Raw genomic sequence first — 26364 nt, forward strand, 5'->3', positions numbered from 1 at the left:
ATACGGAAGTAATAGTGAACAGATAAAAGGAAGTGTTCCGGGTTTCTATGAGGCTACTGAATCGGCTTAATCAATATCAACGCCTCTGGCAGCCTTCCGCCGGGGAAACGCAACATGTCACCGTTAGCGAACTGGCCGAACGCTGTTTTTGTAGCGAGCGCCATCTGCGAACGCTGCTGCGTCAGGCCCAGCAGGCGGGTTGGCTAAGATGGGAGGCGCAGTCCGGGCGCGGGAAACGTGGACGGCTCCAGTTTCTGGTCACGCCGGAATCGCTCCGCACCGCCATGATGGAACAGGCGCTGGAAAAAGGGCAGCAGCTCAACGTACTGGAACTGGCGCAGCTGGCGCCGGGCGAGTTACGGGCGATGCTCCAGCCTTTTATGGGCGGCCAATGGCAAAACGATACGCCGACATTGCGTATTCCCTACTATCGTCCGCTTGATCCGCTGCAGCCGGGTTTCCTGCCAGGCCGCGCGGAACAGCATCTCGCAGGGCAAGTTTTTTCCGGGTTAACGCGCTTCGACCGCGACAGTCAATATCCTTGCGGGGATTTGGCGCATCACTGGGAGGTTTCCGCCGACGGTTTACGCTGGGATTTTTATATTCGCTCCACGCTGCACTGGCATAATGGCGATGCGGTGGATACCGCGCAGCTACACGAACGCCTGGAAAGGCTGCTTACCCTACCGGCGCTAAGCAAATTGTTTATTAGCGTCGCACGGATCGAAGTAACGCATCCTCAGTGCCTGACCTTTCTCCTTCACCGACCTGATTACTGGCTGGCGCATCGTCTGGCGAGCTATTGTAGCGGTCTGGCGCATCCTGACCTGCCGCTTATCGGCACCGGTCCTTTTCGCCTGGCGTTGTTCACGCCGGAACTGGTGCGTCTGGAAAGTCATGACCATTATCACCTCAGCCATCCGCTGCTGAAAGCGATTGAATTCTGGATCACCCCGCAACTGTTTGCCCAGGATCTGGGCACCAGTTGCCGCCATCCGGTGCAGATTGCCATCGGCAAACCGGAAGAGCTGGCGACGCTGAGTCAGGTAAGTAGTGGTATCAGCCTGGGCTTTTGTTATTTAACCCTCAAAAAGGGCTCACGGCTCAACGTACAGCAGGCGCGGCGTCTGATACATATTATCCATCATACTTCGCTGCTGAAAACCTTGCCGGTAGATGAGAACTTGATTATGCCAAGTCAGGGGCTGCTACCCGGCTGGACAATCCCGCAATGGCAGGACGTTGATGAAACGCCATTGCCGAAAAAACTTACCCTGGCGTATCACCTTCCCGTAGAGCTGCATACGATGGCGGAACAGCTTCGACATTACCTGGCGACGCTCGGCTGTGAGTTAACGTTGATTTTTCATAATGCCAAAAACTGGGATAACTGCCCTGCGTTGGCGCAAGCGGATCTGATGATGGGCGACAGGCTGATCGGCGAAGCGCCGGAATATACGCTGGAGCAGTGGCTACGTTGCGATCAGATCTGGTCACATGTCCTGGACGCGCCTGCGTTTTCCCATCTGCAGGCTACGCTTGACGCTCTGCAAATTCAGCCCAATGAAAAAGATCGCCGCGCCGCGCTACAACAAGTTTTTGCTAACCTGATGGATGACGCCACACTTACGCCACTATTTAATTATCACTATCGCATCAGCGCCCCACCGGGCGTTAACGGCGTTCGACTCACCCCTCGCGGCTGGTTTGAATTTAGCGAAGCCTGGCTTCCGCCGCCTTCGCCGTGAAGAAGCTGGTCGGGATTATCCGTACGCGTTACCATATTGGCTTTCGTCATTGATCAGGATAACTATGAAACGCGCCGTTGTTGTATTTAGTGGAGGTCAGGACTCCACCACTTGTCTGGCGCAAGCGCGGCATCAGTATGATGAAGTGCATTGTGTCACGTTTGATTATGGTCAGCGCCACCGCGCAGAGATTGATGTCGCGCGGGCGCTGGCGTTAAAACTTGGCGCACGCGCGCATAAAGTGCTGGATGTCACTTTGCTGAACGAACTGGCGGTCAGCAGCCTGACGCGGGATAGCATTCCGGTGCCGGACTATGAACCGAACGCTGACGGTATCCCCAATACTTTCGTACCGGGACGCAATATTCTCTTTCTGACGCTGGCGGCGATTTACGCTTATCAGGTTAAAGCCGAAGCGGTGATCACTGGCGTTTGCGAGACCGATTTTTCCGGCTATCCAGACTGTCGCGATGAGTTCGTCAAAGCGCTGAATCACGCGGTGAATCTGGGCATGGCGAAAGATATCCGTTTCGAAACGCCCTTAATGTGGATTGATAAAGCTGAAACCTGGGCGCTGGCCGATTATTGGGGCCAACTGGATTTGGTTCGCGAAGAGACGCTGACCTGCTATAACGGCATTAAAGGCGATGGCTGTGGTCATTGCGCAGCCTGTAATCTGCGCGCTAACGGCCTGAATCATTATCTGTCGAATAAAGCGGCGGTGATGGCGGCAATGAAGCAAAAAACCGGGTTAAGGTGATTGTTTTGCCGGATGGCGGCGCACGCACCTTATCCGGCCTGGCGATATTCACCATGGTCAATATCTCCAGGCCGGACAAGTTCAACGCCATCAGACTGCGAAGCGTTATTGCACCATCTGTTCCAGCTTTTCACGCAATTCGCCTTCCAGCGGCAGCGCTTTTTGCGTTTTTAAATCAATACAAACAAACGTGATGAGCGCATCGGCCACCACCTGCCCTTCTGGCTCCAGCGTAATCGTCTGGCTTAATACGCCGCTTTTACCGTTAAGCTGTTGTACCTGGCTGGTCACGGTCAATAGATCGCTCAATACCGCCGGGCGACGGTAATTTATATTGATGTTTACCACCACAAAGGCAATATTGCGGGCCGTCATCCACTGAAAGCTGTCGCTGTTTTCCAGACCATCCCAACGGGCTTCTTCCAGAAACTCCAGATAGCGGGCATTATTAACATGTTGATAAACATCAAGATGATATCCACGAACTTTGATTTGTGTTTGCATAGCGCAATAACCTTACGTTGTTGTTATAAGTAAACGACAAGTACAGAGGTCATAACTGGTATGACCTCTACAGTCTGGCAAATTTTGGCCACTGTGCAAGTGATTACAATGTTAAAACTGCCAGATTACGCTCCACCAGCGCGCTTCCCATTCCCGGCACCTGCTTTAAATCATCCACCGTTTTAAAAGGACCATACTCCTCCCGATAGCTCACAATAGCCTGCGCTTTTTTCAGCCCAACGCCGTTCATCACCCGCGCCAGATCCTCCGCAGACGCGGTATTAATGCTCACCCTGGTACCTTCATCATCGCTGGCTTTAGCAGGTAATGCCGCTTTGGCGGAGGATGAAGAAGGCGTATCCGCTTTTGTTTCCACCGCTGCATTTTTTGCGACAGGCGTCGCCGCCAGCGCGCTATGGGCCATGCCCGCGCAGGTTAAAGAAAGCGTAATAAGCAGTGCTTTAATTCCGTGTTTCATACTGTTTTCTCCTTGTTTGTTAACAGTGCAGCCACGATAGCGGGGCGGAGAAAAACGAACAAACGGCAATTCTCAGAAATGGAAAAGGCCGCGAAAGCGGCCTTTGTGGGATACAACGTTTTGCAATTTTTTGCGAAGCGCCTCGACGATTACTGCTGTTCCAGAGCGTCGCCGATTTTGATTTTCGCCTCTTTACGCAGATTGCTCATCAGCGCCTCAAAGACAATTTGCGCATTGTTCTGCGTGATGCCCTGCACCATCGCTTTTTTCTGCGCTTCCGGCATGGCGCCCGCTTTCACCTCGTCAAACGCCAGCAGAACGACGTTACCCTGCATATCGTTCGCCACGCCATAAACTGGCTTATCTTTCGTCGGAAGGCTTAACGCAAAGGCCGCCTGACTCACCGGATCCTGACTGGTACGACTTAACGTTTTAGGCTCGCCAAAACTCAGCCCCGCCGCTTTCATCGCTTCCGCGCCTTTGCCCGCTTTCAGCTCGACCAGCAGTTTTTCCGCATCCAGCTTCGCCTGTTGTTCCGCTTTATTATGCTTCACCAGGGCAGTGACCTGTTCTTTCACTTCTGCCAACGGCTTCACGGCTTCAGGTTTATGTTCGCTCACGCGTACGACAAAAGCCCGGTCACCATCCACGGTGATAATGTCTGAATTCGGCCCCGGCGTACCGTTTTCGCCCACCAGACCGCCATTAAAGATAGCATCGGCTACCGGTTTGAAGTTCAGCTCTTCCGGTAAGGTGTCACGGCTAAACCAGCCGGTTTCAACGGCTTTTACGCCAGCGACCTGTTCAGCGCCTGCTAACGACTCATTGTCGTTGCTTGCCGCATCGCTCACTTTCTGCTGCAACGCATAGTAAGCATCCAGCGCTTTTTCTTGTTTCACTTTCGCGGCAATGTCGTCGCGAACCTCGCTTAACGGTTTCACTTTGGCAGGCTGAATATCATCCAGACGCGCCACCAGAAAACCGACAGACGACTTAATCACGCCAGATATCTGGCCTTTTTCTTTTAATCCGGCGTTTTTCAGTTCCGGCACCGTGGCAGACTCTTCCAGCCAGCCCATATCGCCGCCATTACGCGCAGAGATGATATCGGTAGATTTCTCTTTCGCCAGCGTGGCGAAATCTTCGCCCTTGTTCAGCGCATCCAGTACCGCTTTCGCATCATCTTCCGTTTTGGTCTGAATAATGCTGTAACGAATACGCTCCGGCTGAGTAAACTGATCTACATGCTGGTCATAATAGGCCTGAATATCCGCATCGCTGACCGGTGCCTGCATCGTCGCGGCATCCAGCTTGATATAGCTTACGCGGAACTGTTCCGGCGTCATAAAGCGGACTTTATTCTGATCGTAGTAGCTGGACACTTCCTGATCGGTCACCTGCTGCTTCGCCGCCAGCGCGTTGACATCAATAACGGCTTCACGCACCACGCGCTGTTGAGAGACTAATGCCGCCAGTTCGTCGGTTTCCCCTTTCAGCATAAAATCAGTACCGGCCACGCCGTTGATCAGTTGCTGAGTGGTAAGCTGGTTACGCAGCGCCTGAGCGTACTGATCGGCGGTCATTCCCATCTGATTCACAATCGCGTTATAGCGGTTGTTGTCAAACTTACCGTCCACCTGAAAAGCGGGAGTGGCGAAAATCGCCTGCTTTACCTGCTCATCGCTGATGCCCAGTTTCAGTTCGCGGGAATATTGATCCAACAGCGCTTCATCTATCAGACGATTCAGCACCTGCTGGCGCAGGCTTTTCATATAACCTTCGTTGGCCGCCAGTTCAGAATACCTGTCGCCCAACTGCTGCTGCATACGGTTACGTTCGTTGTTAAACGCATTCTCAAACTGTGCCCGGCTGATTTCCTGGCCATTCACTTTTGCGGCGTAGTTATTGCTTCCGCCAATCAGGTAACCACTAACGCCGGTCAAAATGAACGACACGATAATGATAACGAAAATAATCTTGAGCACGAGACTGTTTGCAGCCGTGCGTAAGCTGTCCATCATGGTGTAACCACACTCCGCTGTAGGTGACTTTACACTTTATCTTTCAGGCGGCTTCTCCGCTGGCTACCGAGTGATTCGCTCAGTCGCCGCGTCGACGCAACCTGAATGATTTGCGTATAGAGACTTCACGCGCATCGCATTTTCTGAACGCGGCGCACAAAAGCCTATTGTGACAAGAAACGAGGGCAATTGTCAGCCCGCAACGCACAGAAAGTCCCGAATCGCCAATAAAAAAGGCACATCAGTTGATGCGCCCTTGTACTTTGTCACATCCCCCGAGGGGATCACGCTTAGTTTACCGCGTCTTTCAGCGCTTTACCTGCACGGAAACTCGGCACTTTGGCAGCGGCGATGGTGATCTCTTTACCTGTTTGCGGGTTGCGACCAGTACGGGCAGCACGCTCTTTAACAGCAAAAGTACCAAAGCCTACCAGTGCAACGTCATCCCCTTCTTTCAGAGATTCGGTAACAGAAGCAATAATCGCATCTAACGCACGTCCAGCCGCAGCCTTAGAGATATCAGCCCCTGCAGCAATTTTTTCGATCAGTTGAGATTTATTCACTCTTCTCTTCCTCTTTATAATTTATATCGCACCTGAATCCTTCGAAGTACGACCGCGCAGCAGTTATATCAGGCCTGCCACGCCCTTACAACACCCGTTAATGGTGGCAGACCCAATCAACCATCTAAATTAGCTATACAAAAAAAGGCTGGCAAGTCCGAAATAGCCTGCCAGCCCTGTTTTTATTAGCGCTATTTGCGCGAGGTCACTATTTTGCGGTTACAACCTGCATTCCAGACGGTTCGTTTTGCAGAGCAAGCGTCAGAACTTCCTCAATGCGCTTCACAGGATGAATATCCAGATCGGCAATCACGTTGTCCGGAATTTCCTCCAGGTCACGTTTATTTTCGAACGGAATTAAGACCGTTTTAATCCCGCCGCGATGCGCCGCCAACAGTTTTTCTTTCAGGCCGCCGATCGGCAACACCTGACCACGCAGCGTGATCTCACCGGTCATTGCCACATCTGCGCGCACCGGATTACCGGTCAGGCAGGAAACCAGCGCGGTACACATCGCGATACCGGCGCTTGGACCGTCTTTCGGCGTTGCGCCTTCCGGCACGTGAACGTGGATATCGCGTTTTTCGTAAAAGTCCGGATTAATACCCAGTTTTTCCGCGCGCGCACGCACCACGGTCAGCGCCGCCTGAATGGATTCCTGCATCACTTCACCGAGCGAGCCGGTGTAGGTCAACTTGCCTTTGCCCGGGACGCAGGCGGTTTCGATGGTCAACAGATCGCCGCCCACTTCCGTCCACGCCAGCCCCGTCACCTGACCTACGCGGTTTTCGCTATCCGCGCGGCCATAATCAAAGCGCTGCACACCGAGGTAGTCGTGCAGATTATCGCCGTTAATTTCGATATGTTTTAACGACTTATCGAGCAACAGTTGTTTAACCGCTTTGCGGCACAGTTTGGAGATTTCACGCTCCAGACTACGCACGCCCGCTTCACGCGTGTAATAGCGGATAATACCGATAATCGCGCTATCGTCGACCGTCAGTTCGCCTTTCTTCAGCGCGTTACGCTCGATCTGCTTCGGCAGCAGGTGACGTTTAGCAATATTCAGCTTCTCGTCTTCGGTATAACCGGACAGACGGATCACTTCCATACGATCCAGCAGCGGCGCCGGAATGTTCATGGAGTTGGAAGTGGCGACGAACATCACATCGCTGAGATCGTAATCCACTTCCAGGTAATGATCGCTGAACGCCACGTTCTGCTCCGGATCCAGCACTTCCAGCAGTGCGGAAGCCGGATCGCCGCGCATGTCAGAAGACATTTTGTCGATCTCATCGAGCAGGAACAGTGGGTTTTTAACCCCCACTTTGGCCATTTTTTGGATCAGTTTACCCGGCATAGAGCCAATGTAAGTCCGGCGATGACCGCGGATTTCCGCTTCATCACGCACGCCGCCCAGCGCCATACGGATGTATTTACGCCCTGTTGCTTTAGCGATGGACTGGCCCAACGAGGTTTTACCTACCCCCGGCGGCCCCACCAGACACAGGATCGGCCCCTTGATTTTATTTACACGGCTTTGAACCGCGAGATACTCAAGGATGCGGTCTTTCACGCGCTCCAGACCATAATGGTCAGTATCGAGGATTTCCTGCGCCTGACGCAGGTCTTTTTTGACCTTGCTACGCGCATTCCACGGCACCTGCACCATCCAGTCGATGTAGCCGCGCACCACGGTCGCTTCCGCCGACATCGGAGACATCATTTTCAGCTTCTGCAGTTCCGCTTCCGCTTTCTCTTTCGCCTCTTTCGGCATTTTCGCCGCGTCGATCTTACGCTTCAGCGCTTCGTTTTCGTCCGGCGCGTCGTCCATCTCGCCAAGTTCTTTCTGAATCGCTTTCATTTGCTCGTTCAGATAGTACTCGCGCTGGGATTTCTCCATCTGCTTTTTCACGCGGTTGCGAATGCGTTTCTCAACCTGCAGCAGATCGATTTCAGATTCCATCATCGCCATCAGATATTCCAGACGTTCGTTAACGTCGGACATCTCCAGTACGGACTGTTTATCCGCCAGTTTCAGCGGCATATGCGCGGCGATGGTGTCAGCCAGACGTGCAGGGTCGTCAATGCTATTGAGTGACGTCAGCACTTCCGGCGGAATTTTTTTGTTCAGCTTGATGTAGCCTTCGAACTGGCTGATAGCGGTACGCACCAGCACTTCTTGTTCACGCTCATCAATGGCTGGCGAATCAAGGTACTCCGCCTTCGCGGAGAAATGTTCGCCGTTGTCAGACAGCGCGGAAATACGCGCGCGCTGTAACCCCTCGACCAGCACTTTTACGGTGCCGTCAGGCAGTTTCAGCATCTGCAAAATAGAGGCCACGGTCCCGACGGTGAAAAGATCGTTTACACCCGGCTCATCCGTCGATGCTTCCTTCTGGGCGACCAGCATGATTTTTTTATCATGGTCCATAGCCGCTTCCAGACAACGGATAGATTTTTCCCGCCCTACAAATAAGGGTATGACCATGTGCGGATAAACCACCACATCGCGCAAGGGCAATACGGGGATTTCAATGCGTTCAGAACGCTCAGGATTCATAGAGCTCTCTCTTAGTTTAGTGTCCGCCAGGTAATCAGATAGTATAGCTGTGCTCCATACCACCTATAACATGTACGTCAGTATATGGGGATGTTTCCCACACATTCAACGGCGTGTTTACAGGAAAAACGAAAGGGGAGATAAAATCCCCCCTTTTTTGGCTAACTGATTGTATGAATGTTTAATTATTCGCCAGAAGCCTGCGCTTCCGGTTTGCCGTAAATCAGCAACGGCTTACTCTGACCGGCAATAACGGACTCGTCGATCACCACTTTTTCGACGTCTTCCATAGATGGCAAATCGTACATGGTATCCAGCAGCGCCGCTTCGACGATAGAACGCAGGCCACGGGCGCCGGTTTTACGCGCCATTGCTTTCCTGGCGATAGCGTCCAGCGCTTCGTCACGGAATTCCAGATCGACGCCTTCCAGGTTAAACAGCGCCTGATACTGCTTGGTCAGCGCATTTTTCGGCTCTTTCAGGATTTGAATCAGCGCTTCTTCGCTGAGTTCATTCAGCGTCGCTACCACTGGCAGACGACCGATAAACTCAGGAATCAGACCAAATTTGATCAAATCTTCCGGTTCAACCTGCGACAACAGCTCGCCTTCGCTGGCTTTGTCGGACTTCGCTTTCACCGTCGCGCCAAAACCAATGCCGGAGCCGGTTTCAACACGGTTAGCGATCACTTTATCCAGACCGGCAAACGCGCCGCCGCAGATAAACAGAATCTTAGAGGTATCTACCTGTAAGAACTCCTGCTGCGGATGTTTGCGACCGCCCTGCGGTGGAACCGCGGCGACGGTGCCTTCGATCAGTTTCAGCAACGCCTGCTGTACGCCTTCGCCGGAAACATCGCGGGTAATGGACGGATTGTCTGATTTACGCGAAATCTTATCGATTTCATCAATGTAGACAATCCCACGCTGCGCTTTTTGCACGTCGTAGTCGCATTTCTGCAACAGTTTCTGAATGATATTCTCGACGTCTTCACCAACGTAACCCGCTTCGGTTAGCGTGGTCGCATCCGCCATAGTGAACGGCACATCCAGCAAGCGCGCCAGCGTTTCCGCCAGCAGCGTTTTACCGGAACCGGTCGGTCCAATCAGCAGAATGTTGCTTTTACCTAACTCGACGCCATTGCTGGTATCGCCGTTACGCAGACGCTTGTAGTGGTTATAGACCGCCACCGCCAGCACTTTTTTCGCCTGCTCCTGGCCGATAACGTAATCGTCCAGGTGGGTACGAATTTCATGCGGCGTCGGCAGCGCACTACGTTCACGGTGCGGAGCAACTTCTTTAATTTCTTCGCGAATAATGTCGTTACATAAATCGACGCATTCGTCGCAGATATACACGGATGGACCGGCAATCAGCTTGCGCACTTCATGCTGGCTTTTGCCGCAAAAAGAGCAGTACAACAATTTGCCCGAGCCATCTTTGCGTTTATCTGTCATGAGTCAAAACCTCTTCTTTGTTCTTTGTGCCGCACACGACGACGCAAATGCCATTCTCAGGCGCAAGCCGCTAATCAGCGTTGTGCCGCCCTTCATTAGTATATACACAAAATCATTCGAGCTACATCAAGGCGGCAACTCGGCGACTCCGCAGGCGCTTACATAAGTAAGTCACCGGGAGGCGCGCTAACAGCCAACACCGAGGTAGCGTGAAGGATGAAGTGTATAGCGGCACACTTGCGTCCAGGGCATCAATTACGATGGGTCAAAATTGAGTCAACCAAACCGTACTCTACCGCTTCAGGCGCGGAGAGGAAGCGATCGCGCTCAGTATCACGTTCAATCTGCTCAAGAGATTGACCCGTATGATGCGCCATAAGTTCATTCATGCGCCCTTTTACTTTCAAAATTTCGCGGGCGTGAATTTCAATATCCGTCGCCTGGCCCTGGTAGCCGCCCAGCGGCTGGTGGATCATGACGCGAGAGTTCGGCAAGCAGAAACGTTTGCCTTTCGCCCCGGCAGTCAGCAGAAACGCCCCCATAGAGGCCGCCTGTCCCATACAAATGGTGCTGACGTCTGGCTTAATAAACTGCATGGTGTCATAGATGGACATCCCCGCAGTAATTACGCCGCCAGGAGAATTAATGTACAGATAGATATCTTTTTCCGGGTTTTCCGCTTCCAGGAACAGCATCTGCGCCACGATCAGGTTAGCCATATGGTCTTCGACCTGGCCGGTCAGAAATATGACGCGTTCCTTAAGTAGACGAGAATAGATATCAAAAGAGCGCTCACCGCGTGAGGTCTGTTCAATGACCATCGGCACCAGCGCCATATGAGGGGCCAAATTATCTCGTTCTCCGCTGTATGACATTTCCGTCTCCTGGATAAAAATTGAAAAAATCTGCTGTACTGATTGTAACCTGATGGACGGATTATCAGCCAGTCCCTCTGTAATGGGTACGGCATCGCCATAATTCAAGCATAACAATCTTTTGCTCTAACGCTAACACTGAAACGCGGTTTTCGCACCCTTACCATGCAAAATGCGTGACAAAAAAAACCCGTCACTGAAAGGTGACGGGTTTTTGTGCAAATTTCGTGCTTTTAACGCGAAAAATTACGCCTGCTGGTTCATCAGCTCATTGAAGGAAGTGGCTTTTTCAGACACTTTCGCTTTTGCCAGAACCGCTTCAACAGCCTGTTCTTCCAGAGCGACGTTACGCATATTGTCCATCAGCTCTTTATTTTTGCTGTAGAACTCAATCACTTCTTTCGGATCTTCGTAAGCAGACGCCATCTCTTCGATCAGGCCTTTAACGCGTTCTTCGTCCGCTTTCAGCTCGTTGGTACGAATGACTTCGCCGAGCAGCAGACCGACAACTACACGACGCTTAGCCTGTTCTTCGAACAGTTCGCGCGGCAGCTCCAGAGCCTGTTTCTCGTTACCACCAAAACGCTGCGCAGCCTGACGACGCAGAACGTCGATTTCGCTGTCGATCAGCGCAGCCGGTACGTCGATGTCGTTAGCTTTTACCAGACCTTCGATCGCCTGAGACTTAACGCGGTTACGCACCGCGCCTTTCAGCTCGCGTTCCATGTTTTTACGTACTTCAGCGCGCAGACCGGCTACGGAACCATCTTCAACGCCGAAACGTTTGATGAATTCTTCGGTCAGTTCCGGCAGTTCGCGTTCTTCAACTTTCTTCAGGTTGATAACGAACTTAGCCGCTTTACCTTTCAGGTTTTCAGCGTGGTACTCTTCCGGGAAGGTCACGTCGATAGTGAACTCTTCGCCAGCTTTGTGGCCTTTAACGCCGTCTTCAAAGCCCGGAATCATACGACCCTGGCCCATCGCCAGAACGAAATCGGTCGCTTTGCCGCCTTCGAACTCTTCGCCGTCTACAGAGCCGGTGAAGTCGATGGTCACGCGGTCTTCCGCATCCGCAGCGCCGTCTTTTTCTTTCCAGGTCGCCTGCTGCTTACGCAGGGTGTCCAGCATCACATCAACGTCAGCGTCGGTGACTTCAACAACCGGTTTTTCAACTTCGATGGACTCGAGGCCGGTCAGCTCAACTTCCGGATAGACTTCAAACTCGACGGAGTAAGTGAAGTCTTCACCCACTTTGTATTCGCCCGGAACATAGTTCGGCGCGCCTGCCGGGTTAATTTTTTCTTTGATGATCGCGTCAACGAAGTTGCGGCTCATCAGATCGCCCAGCACGTCCTGGCGAACAGAAGCGCCATAACGCTGAGCGACGATATTCATCGGTACTTTGCCTTTACGGAAGCCGTCAATACGTACTTTTTTCGCTACGTTGACCAGCTCGCTTTTTACAGCGGTCTCGATGCTGTCAGCAGCGATTGTAATCGTTACACGGCGGCCAAGGCCCTGAGTGGTTTCAACTGAAACTTGCATCTTGTTACCTCAAAAAATCACAGTGCTCGGTCAACTCTACTCCGCAAGCACGTGCTATTTGCTTCGCGGAACCGGGATGTTCTCATAATCAATCACATTCCCTGTCGTCAGAATCATCCCGAAGACGTTCATATATAAGACGGCGCATTATAGCGGCATCACTTTTGTGAGTCGAGAACGGTGATTGTGCGATGCTGCGGCGGTTTTCACAATTCTCGGCTAATTTTTGTCTGAATACTGTACGACACGCTCAAAATTCAGACAAAACAAAACGGCCCGCAGGCCGTTTTCACATAATTCTGTAGCAACATACTGGAAAAGCGGAGGTAGTTGCAAATCCGTTTTGCTACGCGATGCTTCCCGCGCCGCGACAAGGAGGCGACGCGAAGATAGTATCCTGCAACCCTTCCCACTCTTTGAGGGTATAAGTATGCAGTGCCAGCGCATGTACGGTTGTGGAAAGTTCCGCCGTTAACGTACCGTAAATCATCCGATGACGATTAAGAAAACGTTCGCCTGTAAAGCGATCGCTCACCAGCACGACCTTAAAATGGCTTTCCGATCCTGCTGGAACATTGTGACGATAGCTTTCATCCACAACTTCGAGAAACACGGGGTCGAACGCTGTCCTTAATTTTTCTTCTATTTGCTCACGTATCATCATGAAAATCTCCTCCGACAACGCTGTGATGTCACCCATCCCTTTAAATACTAGCCGCTTTTACCGTTTCCATTACAGCATGACAACAAAAATTTAGCTTTCGTCTGATTATTTCAGCCAAACGTATGAAGTTTACTGCCTTAATCATTCTTTTAGCGCTCAAAATCCCCGCTCGCGCCGTTATCAATACCAAATCGGACATTACGACGAATTTACCTGCGTTGACCACTTCCCCTCGCCGTTAGCGGTGTTATGATGGCGGGAATTTTTACCTATCACGTTTTAAGCGTCATTGAGAGCCTGAATATGTTAAAAAAACTTCTCTTTCCGTTAGTCGCTCTGTTTATGCTGGCAGGATGCGCCACACCGCCGACGACCATTGACGTCGCGCCGAAGATCACCTTGCCACAGCAGGACCCGAGCCTGATGGGCGTCACCGTTAGCATTACCGGCGCGGACCAGCGCCAGGATCAAGCGTTAGCGAAAGTCACGCGTAACAACCAGCTGGTAACGTTAACCGCCTCCCGCGATTTACGCTTCCTGTTACAAGAAGTCCTGGAAAAACAGATGACGGCGCGGGGCTATATGATCGGGCCTAACGGCGCGGTTAATCTGCAGATTATTGTTAACCAACTGTATGCTGATGTTTCCCAGGGCAGCGTGCGCTACAACATCGCGACCAAAGCGGATATCGCGATTATTGCGACCGCGGCAAATGGCAGCAAGATGACCAAAAACTATCGCGCCAACTACTCTATTGAAGGGGCGTTCCAGGCCTCTAACCAGAATATTGCCGACGCGGTGAACAGCGTTCTGACCGATACCATTGCTGATATGTCTCAGGACACCAGTATTCACGATTTTATCAAGCAAAACGCCCGTTAATAGCAACAACAAGACCCGGCAGAAGCCGGGTCTGTAGATGCCTATGTCAAGTCAATATTTACGTATTTTCCAGCAACCGCGCTCAGCCATTCTGCTGATATTGGGTTTTGCCTCCGGTCTCCCGCTGGCGCTCACCTCCGGTACGCTACAGGCGTGGATGACCGTCGAGAATATCGATCTTAAAACGATTGGCTTCTTCTCGCTGGTTGGTCAGGCCTATGTGTTTAAGTTTCTCTGGTCCCCGCTGATGGACCGCTACACGCCGCCTTTTTTAGGTCGTCGTCGCGGTTGGTTACTCGCCACCCAACTGTTGTTACTGGCGGCGATTGCGGCGATGGGCTTTCTTGAACCCGGCACGCAGCTACGCTGGATGGCGGCGCTGGCGGTGGTGATTGCTTTTTGCTCCGCCTCGCAGGATATCGTGTTCGACGCCTGGAAAACCGATGTTTTACCCGCAGAAGAACGCGGCGCTGGCGCGGCAATCAGCGTGCTTGGCTACCGGTTGGGGATGCTGGTTTCCGGCGGACTGGCGCTATGGCTGGCCGATCGCTGGCTCGGCTGGCAGGGCATGTACTGGCTGATGGCGGCATTGTTGATCCCCTGCATTATCGCCACCTTACTGGCGCCGGAACCGACCGATACTATCCCGTCCCCGAAATCGCTGGAACAGGCCGTCGTCGCGCCGCTACGCGATTTCTTTGGCCGTAATAACGCCTGGCTGATTTTACTGCTCATTGTGCTTTATAAACTGGGTGACGCCTTCGCCATGAGCCTGACCACCACCTTTTTGATTCGCGGCGTCGGCTTTGACGCCGGCGAAGTCGGTGTGGTCAATAAAACGCTGGGCCTGCTGGCGACGATCGTCGGCGCGTTATACGGCGGCATATTAATGCAGCGTCTTTCGCTGTTTCGCGCGCTGCTGATTTTCGGCATTTTGCAAGGCGCGTCCAACGCCGGTTACTGGTTGCTCTCCATTACCGATAAAAACATGTTCAGCATGGGCGCGGCGGTCTTTTTCGAAAATCTGTGCGGCGGGATGGGTACTGCCGCCTTTGTCGCCTTATTAATGACGCTATGTAATAAGTCGTTTTCCGCAACACAGTTTGCCCTACTGTCGGCCCTCTCCGCAGTAGGCCGCGTTTATGTTGGTCCCGTAGCGGGCTGGTTCGTTGAAGCGCACGGCTGGCCGACATTCTACCTCTTCTCGGTTGTTGCCGCCGTTCCCGGGCTGTTACTGTTGCTGGTCTGTCGGCAAACGCTGGAATATAGCTGGCAGAACGAGCGTTTCATTCCCCGCACGCAATACCGTGGCGCCTACAATTTCGCGCTTTCAATCCTGCTCGCGGGCGTCGCTTTGCTGGCGGTATGGGTACTCCTGCTGACCATGAACGCGTTGGATTACACTAACTTCTCATTCCTGTCCGGATTGCTTGAGACTGCGGTAGCGGTTGCCGTGTGCGGCATTGTCTTTGGCGGGTTGCTGGACTACCTGGCACTACGAAAAACACGCCTGCTCTAAAACATTATTTGCCGTTGTAATAACGACCCGGAATTATAACGGCTAAATAACCATCAATTGATAAAAAATATATTTGTCTTTTTGTGCGCAACAGAATTTTGGAAATTATTGGTAATTTCTACGCTACCTATTTTCTTTACACGATTCAGCCGATTAAATTTAAATTTCTGCCGTTGATTGTCCTTTTATTGATAATAAATTGTTAAGTAATTGTTTTATTTTTACATTGGTTATACCAATTATCCCTCAACATCCCACTTACAGACCTCATCCGTTATAACGCAAAGTTTCAACAGTGTCTTAAAGTTATTTCGACATACTTGGCAACATATGTGACATGCGCGGCAGAACTTGGTAACACAGAACCAATCATGTTTACAGTAATGTAACCTTACCGTAAAATGCCCCTACACTTTAAACGCCACCAGGTCCCGTGGAATTGAGGTCGTTAAATGAGACTCAGGAAATACAATAAAAGTTTGGGATGGTTGTCATTAATTGCAGGCACTGCATTACTCAGTGGCTGTAATTCTGCGCTGCTGGATCCCAAAGGACAGATTGGACTGGAGCAACGTTCGCTGATACTGACGGCATTTGGCCTGATGTTGATCGTCGTTATTCCCGCCATCTTGATGGCTGTTGGTTTCGCCTGGAAGTATCGTGCGAGTAATAAGGATGCGAAGTATAGCCCGAACTGGTCACACTCCAATAAAGTGGAAGCCGTGGTCTGGACGGTGCCTATCTTAATCATCATTTTCCTTGCCGTACTGACCTGGAAAACCACGCACGCGCTTGAACCAAGCAAGCCGCTGGCGCATGACGAAAAACCGATCACCATCGAAGTGGTTTCCATGGACTGGAAATGGTTCTTCATCTATCCGGAGCAGGGTATCGCCACCGTCAACGAGATCGCCTTCCCGGCGAACACGCCGGTTTATTTCAAAGTGACCTCCAACTCCGTGATGAACTCCTTCTTTATCCCGCGTCTGGGTAGCCAGATTTATGCCATGGCCGGTATGCAAACACGTTTGCATCTGATCGCCAACGAACCCGGAACCTACGATGGCATCTCCGCCAGCTATAGCGGCCCGGGCTTCTCTGGTATGAAGTTTAAAGCTATCGCCACCAAAGACCGCGCAGAATTCGACCAATGGGTCGCAAAAGCGAAGCAGTCTCCGAACACCATGAATGATATGGCGGCGTTCGAGAAAGTGGCTATGCCAAGCGAGTACAACAAGGTGGAATATTTCTCCAGCGTGAAACCAGATTTGTTCAAGGACGTTATTAACAAATTCATGGACCACGGTAAGAGCATGGACATGACCCAACCTGAAGGTGAGCACAGCTCGCATGAAGGAATGGAAGGTATGGACATGAGCCACGCGGAATCCGCCAACTCCAAGGGTTGAGGAAGATAAGATGTTCGGAAAATTATCATTGGATGCAGTACCGTTCCATGAACCTATCGTCATGGTAACGATCGCTGCAATTATCGTCGGGGGACTGGCGATACTGGCAGCGATTACTTACTTCGGTAAGTGGACCTACCTATGGAAAGAGTGGTTAACGTCAGTTGACCATAAACGCCTCGGCATCATGTATATCATCGTCGCGATTGTGATGCTGTTACGTGGTTTCGCCGATGCCATCATGATGCGTAGCCAGCAGGCGCTTGCCTCCGCAGGCGAAGCGGGTTTTCTACCGCCGCACCACTACGATCAGATCTTTACCGCTCACGGCGTAATCATGATCTTCTTCGTGGCGATGCCCTTCGTTATCGGTCTGATGAACCTGGTGGTTCCGCTGCAGATCGGCGCGCGCGACGTTGCTTTCCCTTTCCTGAACAACCTGAGCTTCTGGTTCACCGTTGTCGGCGTTATTCTGGTTAACCTCTCGCTGGGCGTGGGTGAATTCGCGCAGACAGGGTGGCTGGCTTATCCGCCGCTATCGGGAATAGAGTACAGTCCCAGCGTCGGGGTCGATTACTGGATATGGGCGTTGCAACTCTCGGGTATTGGTACGACGTTAACCGGTATCAACTTCTTCGTGACGATCCTGAAGATGCGTGCGCCGGGTATGACGATGTTCAAGATGCCGGTCTTTACCTGGGCCTCTTTGTGCGCCAACGTACTGATCATCGCCTCTTTCCCGATTCTGACGGTTACCGTCGCGTTGCTGACCCTGGATCGCTATCTGGGCACCCATTTCTTTACCAACGATATGGGCGGCAACATGATGATGTACATCAACCTGATTTGGGCCTGGGGCCATCCGGAGGTGTACATTCTGATTCTGCCGGTCTTCGGGGTATTCTCCGAAATCGCAGCAACCTTCTCGCGTAAACGTCTGTTCGGCTATACCTCGCTGGTTTGGGCGACCGTCTGTATTACCGTACTGTCGTTTATCGTTTGGCTGCACCACTTCTTCACGATGGGCGCAGGCGCGAACGTTAACGCCTTCTTCGGTATCACCACCATGATTATCGCCATCCCGACCGGGGTGAAGATCTTCAACTGGTTGTTCACCATGTATCAGGGCCGTATCGTCTTCCATTCCGCAATGATGTGGACCATCGGCTTTATCGTGACCTTCTCGGTCGGCGGTATGACCGGCGTGCTGCTGGCGGTACCGGGCGCGGACTTCGTCCTGCACAACAGTCTGTTCCTGATTGCGCACTTCCATAACGTGATCATCGGCGGCGTAGTGTTTGGCTGCTTCGCGGGTATGACCTACTGGTGGCCGAAGGCGTTTGGCTTCAAGCTGAACGAAACCTGGGGTAAACGCGCCTTCTGGTTCTGGATTATCGGTTTCTTTGTAGCCTTTATGCCGCTGTATGTACTGGGCTTCATGGGCATGACCCGTCGCCTCAGCCAGCAAATTGATCCGCAGTTCCATACGATGCTGATGGTTGCCGCCGCCGGCGCCGCGCTGATTGCGCTGGGTATCCTGTGCCAACTGATTCAGATCTTCGTTTCTATTCGCGACCGCGATCAGAACCGCGATCTGACCGGCGACCCATGGGGTGGCCGTACGCTGGAGTGGTCAACCTCGTCTCCGCCGCCGTTCTATAACTTTGCCGTTGTGCCGCACGTTCACGAACGTGACGCCTTCTGGGAAATGAAAGAAAAAGGCGAAGCGTACCAACAGCCTGGACAGTATGAAGAGATTCATATGCCGAAAAATAGCGGTGCCGGTATTGTTATCGCCGCCTTCGCGACGGTATTTGGCTTCGCCATGATCTGGCATATCTGGTGGCTGGCGATAGTGGGTTTCGCAGGCATGATCATCAGCTGGATTGTAAAAAGCTTTGATGAAGATGTGGATTACTACGTGCCGGTCCCGGAAGTCGAAAAACTGGAAAACCAGCATTTCGATGAGATTACTAAGGCAGGGCTGAAAAATGGCAACTGATACTTTAACGCACGCGACTGCCCACGCGCACGAACACGGGCACCATGACGCAGGCCAGAACAAAATCTTCGGATTTTGGGTCTACCTGATGAGCGACTGCATTCTGTTCTCTATTCTGTTTGCTACCTATGCCGTTCTGGTGAACGGCACCGCTGGCGGCCCGACAGGTAAGGACATTTTCGAACTGCCGTTCGTTCTGGTTGAAACCTTCCTGCTGTTATTTAGCTCCATTACCTACGGCATGGCGGCGATCGCCATGCACAAGAACAACAAGAGCCAGGTTATCTCCTGGCTGGCGTTGACCTTCTTGTTTGGCGCCGGATTTATCGGGATGGAACTCTATGAATTCCATCACCTGATTGTTAACGGTATGGGCCCGGATCGCAGCGGCTTCCTGTCTGCGTTCTTCGCGCTGGTCGGCACGCACGGTCTGCACGTCACTTCCGGTTTGATCTGGATGGCGGTGCTGATGGTGCAAGTTGCCCGTCGCGGTCTGACCAGCACTAACCGTACCCGCATCATGTGTCTGAGCCTGTTCTGGCACTTCCTGGATGTGATTTGGATTTGCGTATTCACTGTTGTTTATCTGATGGGGGCGATGTAATGAGTCATTCTACCGAGAGCGGCGGCGCATCCCACGGCAGCGTAAAAACGTACATGACCGGCTTTATCCTGTCGGTCATCCTGACGGTTATTCCATTCTGGATGGTGATGACCGGCGCTGCCTCTCCGGCCGTTATTCTGGGATCTATCCTGGCAATGGCAGTGGTGCAGATTTTGGTGCATCTGGTGTGTTTCCTGCACATGAACACCAAATCTGATGAAGGCTGGAACATGACGGCCTTCATCTTTACCGTGCTGATCATCGCCATCCTGGTTGTGGGCTCCATCTGGATTATGTGGAACCTCAACTACAACATGATGATGCACTAAGAGCGGCGAGTATGATGTTTAAGCAATACCTGCAAGTAACGAAACCAGGCATCATCTTTGGCAACCTGATCTCGGTGATCGGGGGATTTCTGCTGGCTTCAAAGGGCAGCATTGACTATCCCCTGTTCATCTATACGCTGGTCGGGGTGTCACTGGTTGTGGCGTCGGGTTGTGTATTTAACAACTACATCGACAGGGATATCGACAGGAAGATGGAAAGGACCAAGAATCGGGTGCTGGTCAAAGGCCTGATTTCTCCTGGCGTCTCGCTGGTATACGCCACCCTGCTGGGTATTGCTGGCTTTATGCTGTTGTGGTTTGGCGCCAATCCTCTGGCCTGCTGGCTGGGGGTGATGGGCTTCGTGGTCTACGTTGGCGTGTACAGCTTGTACATGAAGCGTCACTCCGTCTACGGAACGCTGATTGGTTCTCTCTCCGGCGCAGCGCCGCCGGTGATTGGCTACTGCGCCGTAACGGGCGACTTTGACAGCGGCGCGGCGATTCTGTTGGCTATTTTCAGCCTCTGGCAGATGCCGCACTCTTACGCCATCGCCATTTTCCGCTTTAAGGACTATCAGGCGGCCAATATCCCGGTTCTGCCGGTGGTAAAAGGAATCTCAGTCGCTAAAAACCACATCACGCTGTATATCATTGCGTTTGCCGTTGCAACGCTAATGCTCACGTTGGGCGGTTATGCCGGTTACAAATACCTGGTGGTCGCCGCGGCGGTCAGCGTTTGGTGGCTCGGCATGGCGCTACGCGGTTACAAAGTGGAAGATGATAAGGTCTGGGCGCGCAAGCTGTTCGGCTTCTCTATCATTGCGATTACCGCGCTGAGTATCATGATGTCCGTTGATTTTATGGTGCCGAATTCGCAGAATCTGCTGACTTACGTCTGGTAACAAGCGTTGCTATTGAAAAAACCGCCGTGTCACAAACGGCGGTTTTTTTATCCATTTCATCAGGCAGTAACGCCCCACGAGTTATCGATTCTGAATAATATGTAAATTATCCGTTTTCAGTAAATCAACTTTTTTACCATTGATTGTTGCCGTCGCTGACTTCACGGTGAAAGTAAGTTTATGGTAATCACACAAGTCACCGTTTTTCATCAAGAGATATCCCATCGACTTAAAAGAATCCCCCATACCCTGTTCAGCACCCAGAGTATTGAGACCCAAAGGAGGAAAAGCGACCATTCTTTCGTCACTAACTCCAGCATCATTTTTTAATATCAATTCCACACGTAAGTTCGCAACATGAATTAACTTATTCGTATTGACAACAAATCCAATCTGACACAGAGGAATATTATCAATCCTGCCAAATAATCCCGCATATTTTTCTAATGTCAGCTCAGGAAGTTGCTGACTAAAATCATTACGGCGCTTTCGATCTTTTTCACAATAATCAAGATAATCGCGTTGTGTCATCTTTTTTATATAGCTGTTATCGTAATAGTGCCAGGATTGTTGGCAATCGACATCTACACTCTGGCCATTAAAATACATCTGTGCTAAATAATCAGCGGCCGCCTGTAATTCTTTCTCATAAGCTTTTTTAAAAAAATACAGCGCTTTATCGTAATCAACGTTAACCATTACGCCAGAATAGTACATACGACCTAACGTATACAATGCTTCTCCATTACCTTGCTGCGCCGCCATTTCATACCATTTCCTGGCTTTCTCTCCATCTGGTTGTAATCCCAATCCAGCGTGTTCATAAAGAAAACCTAACAGCGTCTGTGAGTCGGCATCCCCCTTCTCGGCCGAAATTCGGAGCCATTTCAGCGCTTCAGCAATATCTATCGTTTTCGTTTCATTATTAAAATACAAAGTAGAGACCAGTTTTGCCGTCTGATACGCGACCTCAGGATCACCCTCTCTCACCCAGAGTATCGCTATCCGCGCAAGATGTGATGAGTCAAAACCTATTCGACTCAGCAGTTTTCGCTCATCTGATTGCGGGGCATAAAAATAGAAACTTAAGCCTTGAATAAAATGAGGACGAAATGAAAGGTCTCTATATGCCTCAAGTTTATTACTATAAACACTCCCAATTATACGTTCACTCACCTTTTTATCGAGATTGATATTGGATAGATTAATTTTTTCTCTAAGCTGTTTTGCTAATGTTTTCGCTTGCGTAATGTCCTTTTGGGTACCGATGCCATATTCATAGAAATAAGCTGCATTAAAGCAAGCATAATCACCGTCCAAATCACAAGCCTGCTCGTAGTACTTTATTGCTTGCGGAATATCCACAGATACTGAAACACCGTACTCATAAATAAACCCCAACTCCGCCAGCGCTTGAGCATTATTATCTTTGGCTAACGCTTTTAGCTCATTTAGCGCCTGAATATCTTTCTGCGCAATACGGCTATACAACGCGTCAATATCATCACCTGCCTGACATACCGATGCGAAAGAAAGCCCAAGCAGAAACAAAATACTCCATTTCCGTTTTATCATTTTTCATTCCCTTATTCTTTATCTAAAAAGCGCACACTATCAGCTTTCAGTAAATCGACATTCTTACCGTTAATCGTTGCCGTAGCGGATTTCAGCGTAAAATGGATATCGCCGATCCCGTGACAAAAATCTTGCGTATACAGCGGGAGATCGTATGTGGTAATGAGAGGATCAACATCATGATTTTGCATATCTATCCCCAGAGTATTCAAACCGAATGGCGGAATCATCAACGTTTCCTCAGTTGCCATTCCATCATCATTTTTCAGCTCAAGCGTAATATGCAAATTCGCCATGTTACGGATTTTATCTGTGCCAATCTGAAAAATTAGTGCGCATTCTTTCGGTTTAGCCGTTATCCCGCGAGAGAAAACACTCTCTTTTTTTAGCGTTACTTTAGGTAAAGCATCCGCGTTGTTTTTTCGACTCTGAATATCCGCTGCGCACTTACTTAAAAATATTTTTTCCTCAACCATCTTACCTACATATCGAGATGCTTTCTTGTAATACGACCAGGCTTTATCACAATCAGGTGCAGTACCTAAACCGTTATAATACATCCAACTCAACGGCATCGTTGAGCGCGAATTAGTACCATCATTTTCAACCTGCGTAAATAATGCCAGCGCTTTAGCGTAATCAGTGCGCCCTGTTGCGCCAGAATAATAGATTTTACCTAACGCAATCTGTGCATCGCTGTCCCCCTGCTTAGCCGCCTGTCCATACCATTTTTGTGCTTCCTGAATGTCTGGCTTAATCCCCCACTCATCGCCCTCTCCCCCCGAATAAATACCCCCCAAGAGAGATTGGGCCTCAACGACGCCTTTTTCCGCGGCGGCGCGAAACCACTTCAATGACGCAGGTCTGGCTTGATAAGGCTCGTCCGCATAGCGACCGGAAAAGTCATTAAGGGTGAGTCGCCCCATCTGATAATCCATTTGCGGGTCGCCATCCTGCGACCATAACGTAGCCAGCCGAAATGTTTTTTCCTGGTTAAATCCAATACGGCTAAAAAAAAGCGCATCGCTCTCGGGTCTATTATTTAGAGCATGAATTAGTATACTAATAAATGCCGCCCGCTGCGATTTATCCGTATCGGCCAATGCTTTTGCCATGTAAATTTCTTGCGAAAACTTATCAATATATTCTTGCTCAATCAATAAATTATCCAGATTCATTTTCTTAGCATACTTATTGGCCTGAGCGCTATCTTTCGCCACTCCGTCGCCATACTGATAAGCATACTTCACATTATAGCAACCATAGTTACCGCCAAGTTCACAGGCCTGCTTGTAATACTGCAACGCCCGTTCGCGATTCATCGGTACACCAATACCGTATTCATGGATAAACCCCAGTTCATCCAGAACCGAAGCTCTTTTTTCCACAGGCAAAGCATCAAGATCCTTCTGGGTAAGCGCAGCATATTTTACATCATCTTTACCGTTGTTCGCTGAAGCATTCACCTGGCTAACAAATAAAACACCCGCTAAAATACATAATGATAAGAATTTAATTTTCACAACGAATTCACTCCTTGAATAATATAATAAATAAGACTGATGACGAACCTTCTGCCTGATAAACGCGCGCCATCACGCAGAAAGTTTGCTATCAGTCTCGGCGTTGTTGAATAAATCAAATTTTCAGGAGATGGACGGTTCTGATCATTGCCATCGTTTCAGAATCGGGTTCCTATGGCAAAGCAAAAGTTTAAAGTCACCCACCGGCCAGCAGCGCGGTTCGCTGACAGTCTGACTTGACGAGTCTGCTATTGCTACATGGAGCAACAGCGTACACAGCCTGAAGGCCGTGGCTAACCGCTACACTATACTGATACGGCTCAGATAGCCACTACAGCTCAAGGAGATCGGAATATGAATGAGCACAAGGCTATGCTGACTCTCCCGATCGCCCCTATCGTGTTAACAATTTATCTCTTTTTTAGCTCAACTGTTTCAAAAACATAATATTTGCTAATTAACCCTCTATTTACCCGGCACACTCCCCGCACTACACTACTCCCAGCTTTTATACAGAGGTGGCAATGAACGATTATAAAATGACGCCAGGGGAGCTGCGCGCCACATGGGGTTTAGGGACCGTCTTTTCGTTGCGTATGCTGGGCATGTTTATGGTTCTACCAGTACTGACCACATACGGTATGGCGCTACAGGGCGCCAGCGAAGCATTAATCGGCATTGCGATCGGTATTTACGGGCTGGCGCAGGCTATCTTTCAAATTCCCTTTGGGCTGCTGTCCGACCGCATTGGCCGTAAACCGCTGATTGTCGGCGGACTGGCGGTATTTGTCGCGGGCAGCGTCATTGCCGCGCTCTCCCACTCTATCTGGGGCATTATTCTGGGGCGAGCGCTACAGGGGTCCGGCGCTATTGCCGCCGCCGTCATGGCGCTCCTGTCTGACCTCACCCGCGAGCAAAACCGTACCAAAGCGATGGCGTTTATCGGCGTCAGCTTTGGTATCACCTTCGCGATTGCGATGGTATTAGGGCCGATCGTTACCCATAGTCTGGGATTGAACGCGTTGTTCTGGATGATCGCCGCCCTCGCCACTCTGGGCATTCTTCTGACGATCTGGGTGGTTCCCAACAGTACTAACCATGTGCTGAATCGCGAATCCGGGATGGTCAAAGGCAGCTTCAGTAAAGTGCTAGCGGAGCCGAGGCTGCTCAAGCTCAATTTCGGCATTATGTGTCTGCATATTTTATTGATGTCCACCTTTGTCGCCCTGCCCGGCCAGCTTGCCGATGCCGGTTTCCCTGCCGCCGAACACTGGAAGGTGTATCTGGCAACCATGGTGATCGCCTTTGCCGCCGTCGTGCCTTTTATTATCTATGCTGAAGTCAAACGGCGGATGAAGCAGGTATTCCTGTTCTGCGTGGGGCTCATTGTCGTCGCAGAAATCGTGTTGTGGGGAGCGGGCCAACATTTCTGGGAGCTGGTGATTGGCGTACAACTCTTTTTCCTCGCCTTTAATCTGATGGAGGCGCTGCTGCCTTCGCTTATTAGCAAAGAGTCGCCCGCGGGGTATAAAGGAACGGCGATGGGCGTCTATTCTACCAGTCAGTTTCTTGGCGTGGCGCTTGGCGGCTCGCTGGGCGGCTGGATAGACGGCACGTTTGATGGGCAAACCGTTTTCCTTGCCGGGGCCGTACTGGCGATGGTATGGCTGGCAGTGGCAAGTACCATGAAAGAGCCGCCCTATGTCAGCAGCCTGCGCGTGGAAATTCCAGCGGATATTGTTGCTGACGACAGGCTAAAACAGCGACTGTTGGCAATGAAAGGCGTAAGCGAAGCGCTGATCGTGGCGGAAGAGCATTCCGCTTACGTCAAAATCGACAGCAAAGTGACCAATCGCTTTGAAGTTGAACAGCTTATCAGCAAAGGATGAATGCTGCATTGCCGGATGGCGGCGAGGCTCTATCCGGCATAACAACTTAATCGCGGAAGTTTTTGAACTGGAACGGCTGGCCCAAATCGCCGCCGCGAACCAGCGCCATTACCGATTGCAGATCGTCACGTGATTTGCCCGTCACGCGAATCTCTTCCCCCTGAATTTGCGCCTGCACCTTCAGTTTGCTGTCTTTAATCAGCTTGACGATTTTCTTCTGCACGGCGCTTTCAATGCCCTGCTTCAGCTTCGCTTCCACATACCAGGTTTTACCGCTATGCACGAACTCGTCCGGTACATCCAGCGAAGCGCCTTCAATACCGCGTTTAAGCAGCTTGGCGCGCAGAATATCGAGCAACTGATTGACCTGGAAATCGGACTCGCTCAGCACCTTGATGGTTTTATTGGCATCGTTCAGTTCAATAGTCGCCTCTACGCCACGAAAGTCAAAACGAGACTCAACCTCGCGAACCGCGTTATCCACGCCGTTACGCGCTTCCTGCAGATCAACTTCAGAAACAATATCGAAAGATGGCATCTTTTCTTCTCCCT

22 protein-coding genes are annotated in these 26364 nt (G+C 51.0%); 10 read left to right on the top strand and 12 right to left on the bottom strand.

The genetic code is table 11. The features are described from left to right. The first annotated feature begins 47 nt into the window (after nt 1-47). Both ACLJTG_RS11500 and queC read left to right on the top strand, forming a co-directional pair. Nucleotides 48-1748 (top strand): SgrR family transcriptional regulator, encoded by a 1701-nt coding sequence (locus ACLJTG_RS11500; protein ID WP_001238163.1) that lies wholly within the window; start codon nt 48-50, stop codon nt 1746-1748. 64 nt (nt 1749-1812) lie between these two features. Further along, nucleotides 1813-2508 (top strand): 7-cyano-7-deazaguanine synthase QueC, encoded by a 696-nt coding sequence (queC, locus tag ACLJTG_RS11505; RefSeq protein WP_000817201.1) that lies wholly within the window; start codon nt 1813-1815, stop codon nt 2506-2508. 105 nt (nt 2509-2613) lie between these two features. On the opposite strand, the gene fadM is transcribed toward queC, so the two are convergent. The 9 genes from fadM to bolA form a co-directional block, all read right to left on the bottom strand. After that, entirely contained in the window at nt 2614-3012 is a 399-nt protein-coding gene (fadM, locus tag ACLJTG_RS11510) for a long-chain acyl-CoA thioesterase FadM (protein ID WP_001194543.1), read from the bottom strand. Nucleotides 3013-3115: 103 nt separating this feature from the next. After that, on the bottom strand, nt 3116-3490 hold the full coding sequence (locus ACLJTG_RS11515) for a helix-hairpin-helix domain-containing protein (RefSeq protein WP_000680322.1): 375 nt from the start codon (nt 3488-3490) through the stop codon (nt 3116-3118). A gap of 149 nt (nt 3491-3639) precedes the next feature. Beyond that, entirely contained in the window at nt 3640-5511 is a 1872-nt protein-coding gene (gene ppiD, locus ACLJTG_RS11520) for a peptidylprolyl isomerase (protein WP_000969434.1), read from the bottom strand. Between the two features lie 290 nt (nt 5512-5801). Further along, the gene (gene hupB, locus ACLJTG_RS11525) at nt 5802-6092 is read right to left on the bottom strand and encodes a nucleoid-associated protein HU-beta (RefSeq protein ID WP_254888479.1); all 291 of its coding nucleotides are present in this window, start codon (nt 6090-6092) and stop codon (nt 5802-5804) included. A 190-nt stretch (nt 6093-6282) separates the two neighbouring features. Beyond that, nucleotides 6283-8637: an endopeptidase La gene (gene lon, locus ACLJTG_RS11530; protein WP_001067723.1), complete on the bottom strand. Its 2355-nt coding sequence runs from the start codon at nt 8635-8637 to the stop codon at nt 6283-6285. Nucleotides 8638-8822: 185 nt separating this feature from the next. Next, nucleotides 8823-10094 (bottom strand): ATP-dependent protease ATP-binding subunit ClpX, encoded by a 1272-nt coding sequence (gene clpX, locus ACLJTG_RS11535; protein WP_000130314.1) that lies wholly within the window; start codon nt 10092-10094, stop codon nt 8823-8825. Between the two features lie 251 nt (nt 10095-10345). Further along, complete coding sequence (clpP, locus tag ACLJTG_RS11540) at nt 10346-10969, bottom strand: ATP-dependent Clp endopeptidase proteolytic subunit ClpP (RefSeq protein WP_000122257.1); 624 nt, start codon at nt 10967-10969, stop codon at nt 10346-10348. Nucleotides 10970-11215: 246 nt separating this feature from the next. Continuing rightward, entirely contained in the window at nt 11216-12514 is a 1299-nt protein-coding gene (gene tig, locus ACLJTG_RS11545; protein ID WP_001198403.1) for a trigger factor, read from the bottom strand. Between the two features lie 346 nt (nt 12515-12860). Next, the gene (bolA, locus tag ACLJTG_RS11550) at nt 12861-13178 is read right to left on the bottom strand and encodes a transcriptional regulator BolA (protein ID WP_000973433.1); all 318 of its coding nucleotides are present in this window, start codon (nt 13176-13178) and stop codon (nt 12861-12863) included. 303 nt (nt 13179-13481) lie between these two features. On the opposite strand from bolA, the gene ACLJTG_RS11555 reads away from it, so the two are divergent. From ACLJTG_RS11555 to cyoE, 7 genes are all read left to right on the top strand, one after another. After that, nucleotides 13482-14060: a lipoprotein gene (locus ACLJTG_RS11555; protein ID WP_001537832.1), complete on the top strand. Its 579-nt coding sequence runs from the start codon at nt 13482-13484 to the stop codon at nt 14058-14060. A 43-nt stretch (nt 14061-14103) separates the two neighbouring features. Then, nucleotides 14104-15579 (top strand): muropeptide MFS transporter AmpG, encoded by a 1476-nt coding sequence (gene ampG / locus ACLJTG_RS11560; RefSeq protein WP_000098473.1) that lies wholly within the window; start codon nt 14104-14106, stop codon nt 15577-15579. A gap of 452 nt (nt 15580-16031) precedes the next feature. Continuing rightward, nucleotides 16032-16988 carry a cytochrome o ubiquinol oxidase subunit II gene (gene cyoA / locus ACLJTG_RS11565; RefSeq protein ID WP_001239448.1) on the top strand — a complete coding sequence of 319 codons (957 nt, stop codon included), beginning with the start codon at nt 16032-16034 and terminating at the stop codon, nt 16986-16988. 10 nt (nt 16989-16998) lie between these two features. Beyond that, nucleotides 16999-18990, top strand: a complete 1992-nt coding sequence (cyoB, locus tag ACLJTG_RS11570; RefSeq protein WP_000467158.1) for a cytochrome o ubiquinol oxidase subunit I — start codon at nt 16999-17001, stop codon at nt 18988-18990. Continuing rightward, nucleotides 18980-19594, top strand: a complete 615-nt coding sequence (locus tag ACLJTG_RS11575) for a cytochrome o ubiquinol oxidase subunit III (protein ID WP_000179833.1) — start codon at nt 18980-18982, stop codon at nt 19592-19594. Before cyoB ends, ACLJTG_RS11575 begins: the two co-directional genes overlap by 11 nt. Then, the gene (locus tag ACLJTG_RS11580; RefSeq protein ID WP_000019878.1) at nt 19594-19923 is read left to right on the top strand and encodes a cytochrome o ubiquinol oxidase subunit IV; all 330 of its coding nucleotides are present in this window, start codon (nt 19594-19596) and stop codon (nt 19921-19923) included. Before ACLJTG_RS11575 ends, ACLJTG_RS11580 begins: the two co-directional genes overlap by 1 nt. A gap of 11 nt (nt 19924-19934) precedes the next feature. Continuing rightward, on the top strand, nt 19935-20825 hold the full coding sequence (gene cyoE, locus ACLJTG_RS11585; RefSeq protein WP_000971352.1) for a heme o synthase: 891 nt from the start codon (nt 19935-19937) through the stop codon (nt 20823-20825). An 81-nt stretch (nt 20826-20906) separates the two neighbouring features. Here cyoE and ACLJTG_RS11590 read toward each other — a convergent pair whose 3' ends face one another. Together ACLJTG_RS11590 and ACLJTG_RS11595 are read right to left on the bottom strand one after the other, a co-directional pair. Beyond that, a complete protein-coding gene (locus tag ACLJTG_RS11590) occupies nt 20907-22400 on the bottom strand; it encodes a tetratricopeptide repeat protein (RefSeq protein ID WP_410958981.1) in 1494 nt (497 codons plus the stop codon). Nucleotides 22401-22411: 11 nt separating this feature from the next. After that, a complete protein-coding gene (locus tag ACLJTG_RS11595) occupies nt 22412-23923 on the bottom strand; it encodes a tetratricopeptide repeat protein (protein WP_020437365.1) in 1512 nt (503 codons plus the stop codon). A gap of 524 nt (nt 23924-24447) precedes the next feature. On the opposite strand from ACLJTG_RS11595, the gene ACLJTG_RS11600 reads away from it, so the two are divergent. Beyond that, the gene (locus ACLJTG_RS11600) at nt 24448-25812 is read left to right on the top strand and encodes an MFS transporter (RefSeq protein WP_001000938.1); all 1365 of its coding nucleotides are present in this window, start codon (nt 24448-24450) and stop codon (nt 25810-25812) included. A gap of 46 nt (nt 25813-25858) precedes the next feature. On the opposite strand, the gene ACLJTG_RS11605 is transcribed toward ACLJTG_RS11600, so the two are convergent. Then, nucleotides 25859-26350: a YajQ family cyclic di-GMP-binding protein gene (locus ACLJTG_RS11605; protein ID WP_001138913.1), complete on the bottom strand. Its 492-nt coding sequence runs from the start codon at nt 26348-26350 to the stop codon at nt 25859-25861. Nucleotides 26351-26364: the final 14 nt, after the last annotated feature.

This window comes from Salmonella sp. SAL00672 (assembly GCF_046552175.1).
In the GTDB taxonomy this organism is placed as follows: Bacteria; Pseudomonadota; Gammaproteobacteria; order Enterobacterales; family Enterobacteriaceae; genus Salmonella; species Salmonella enterica.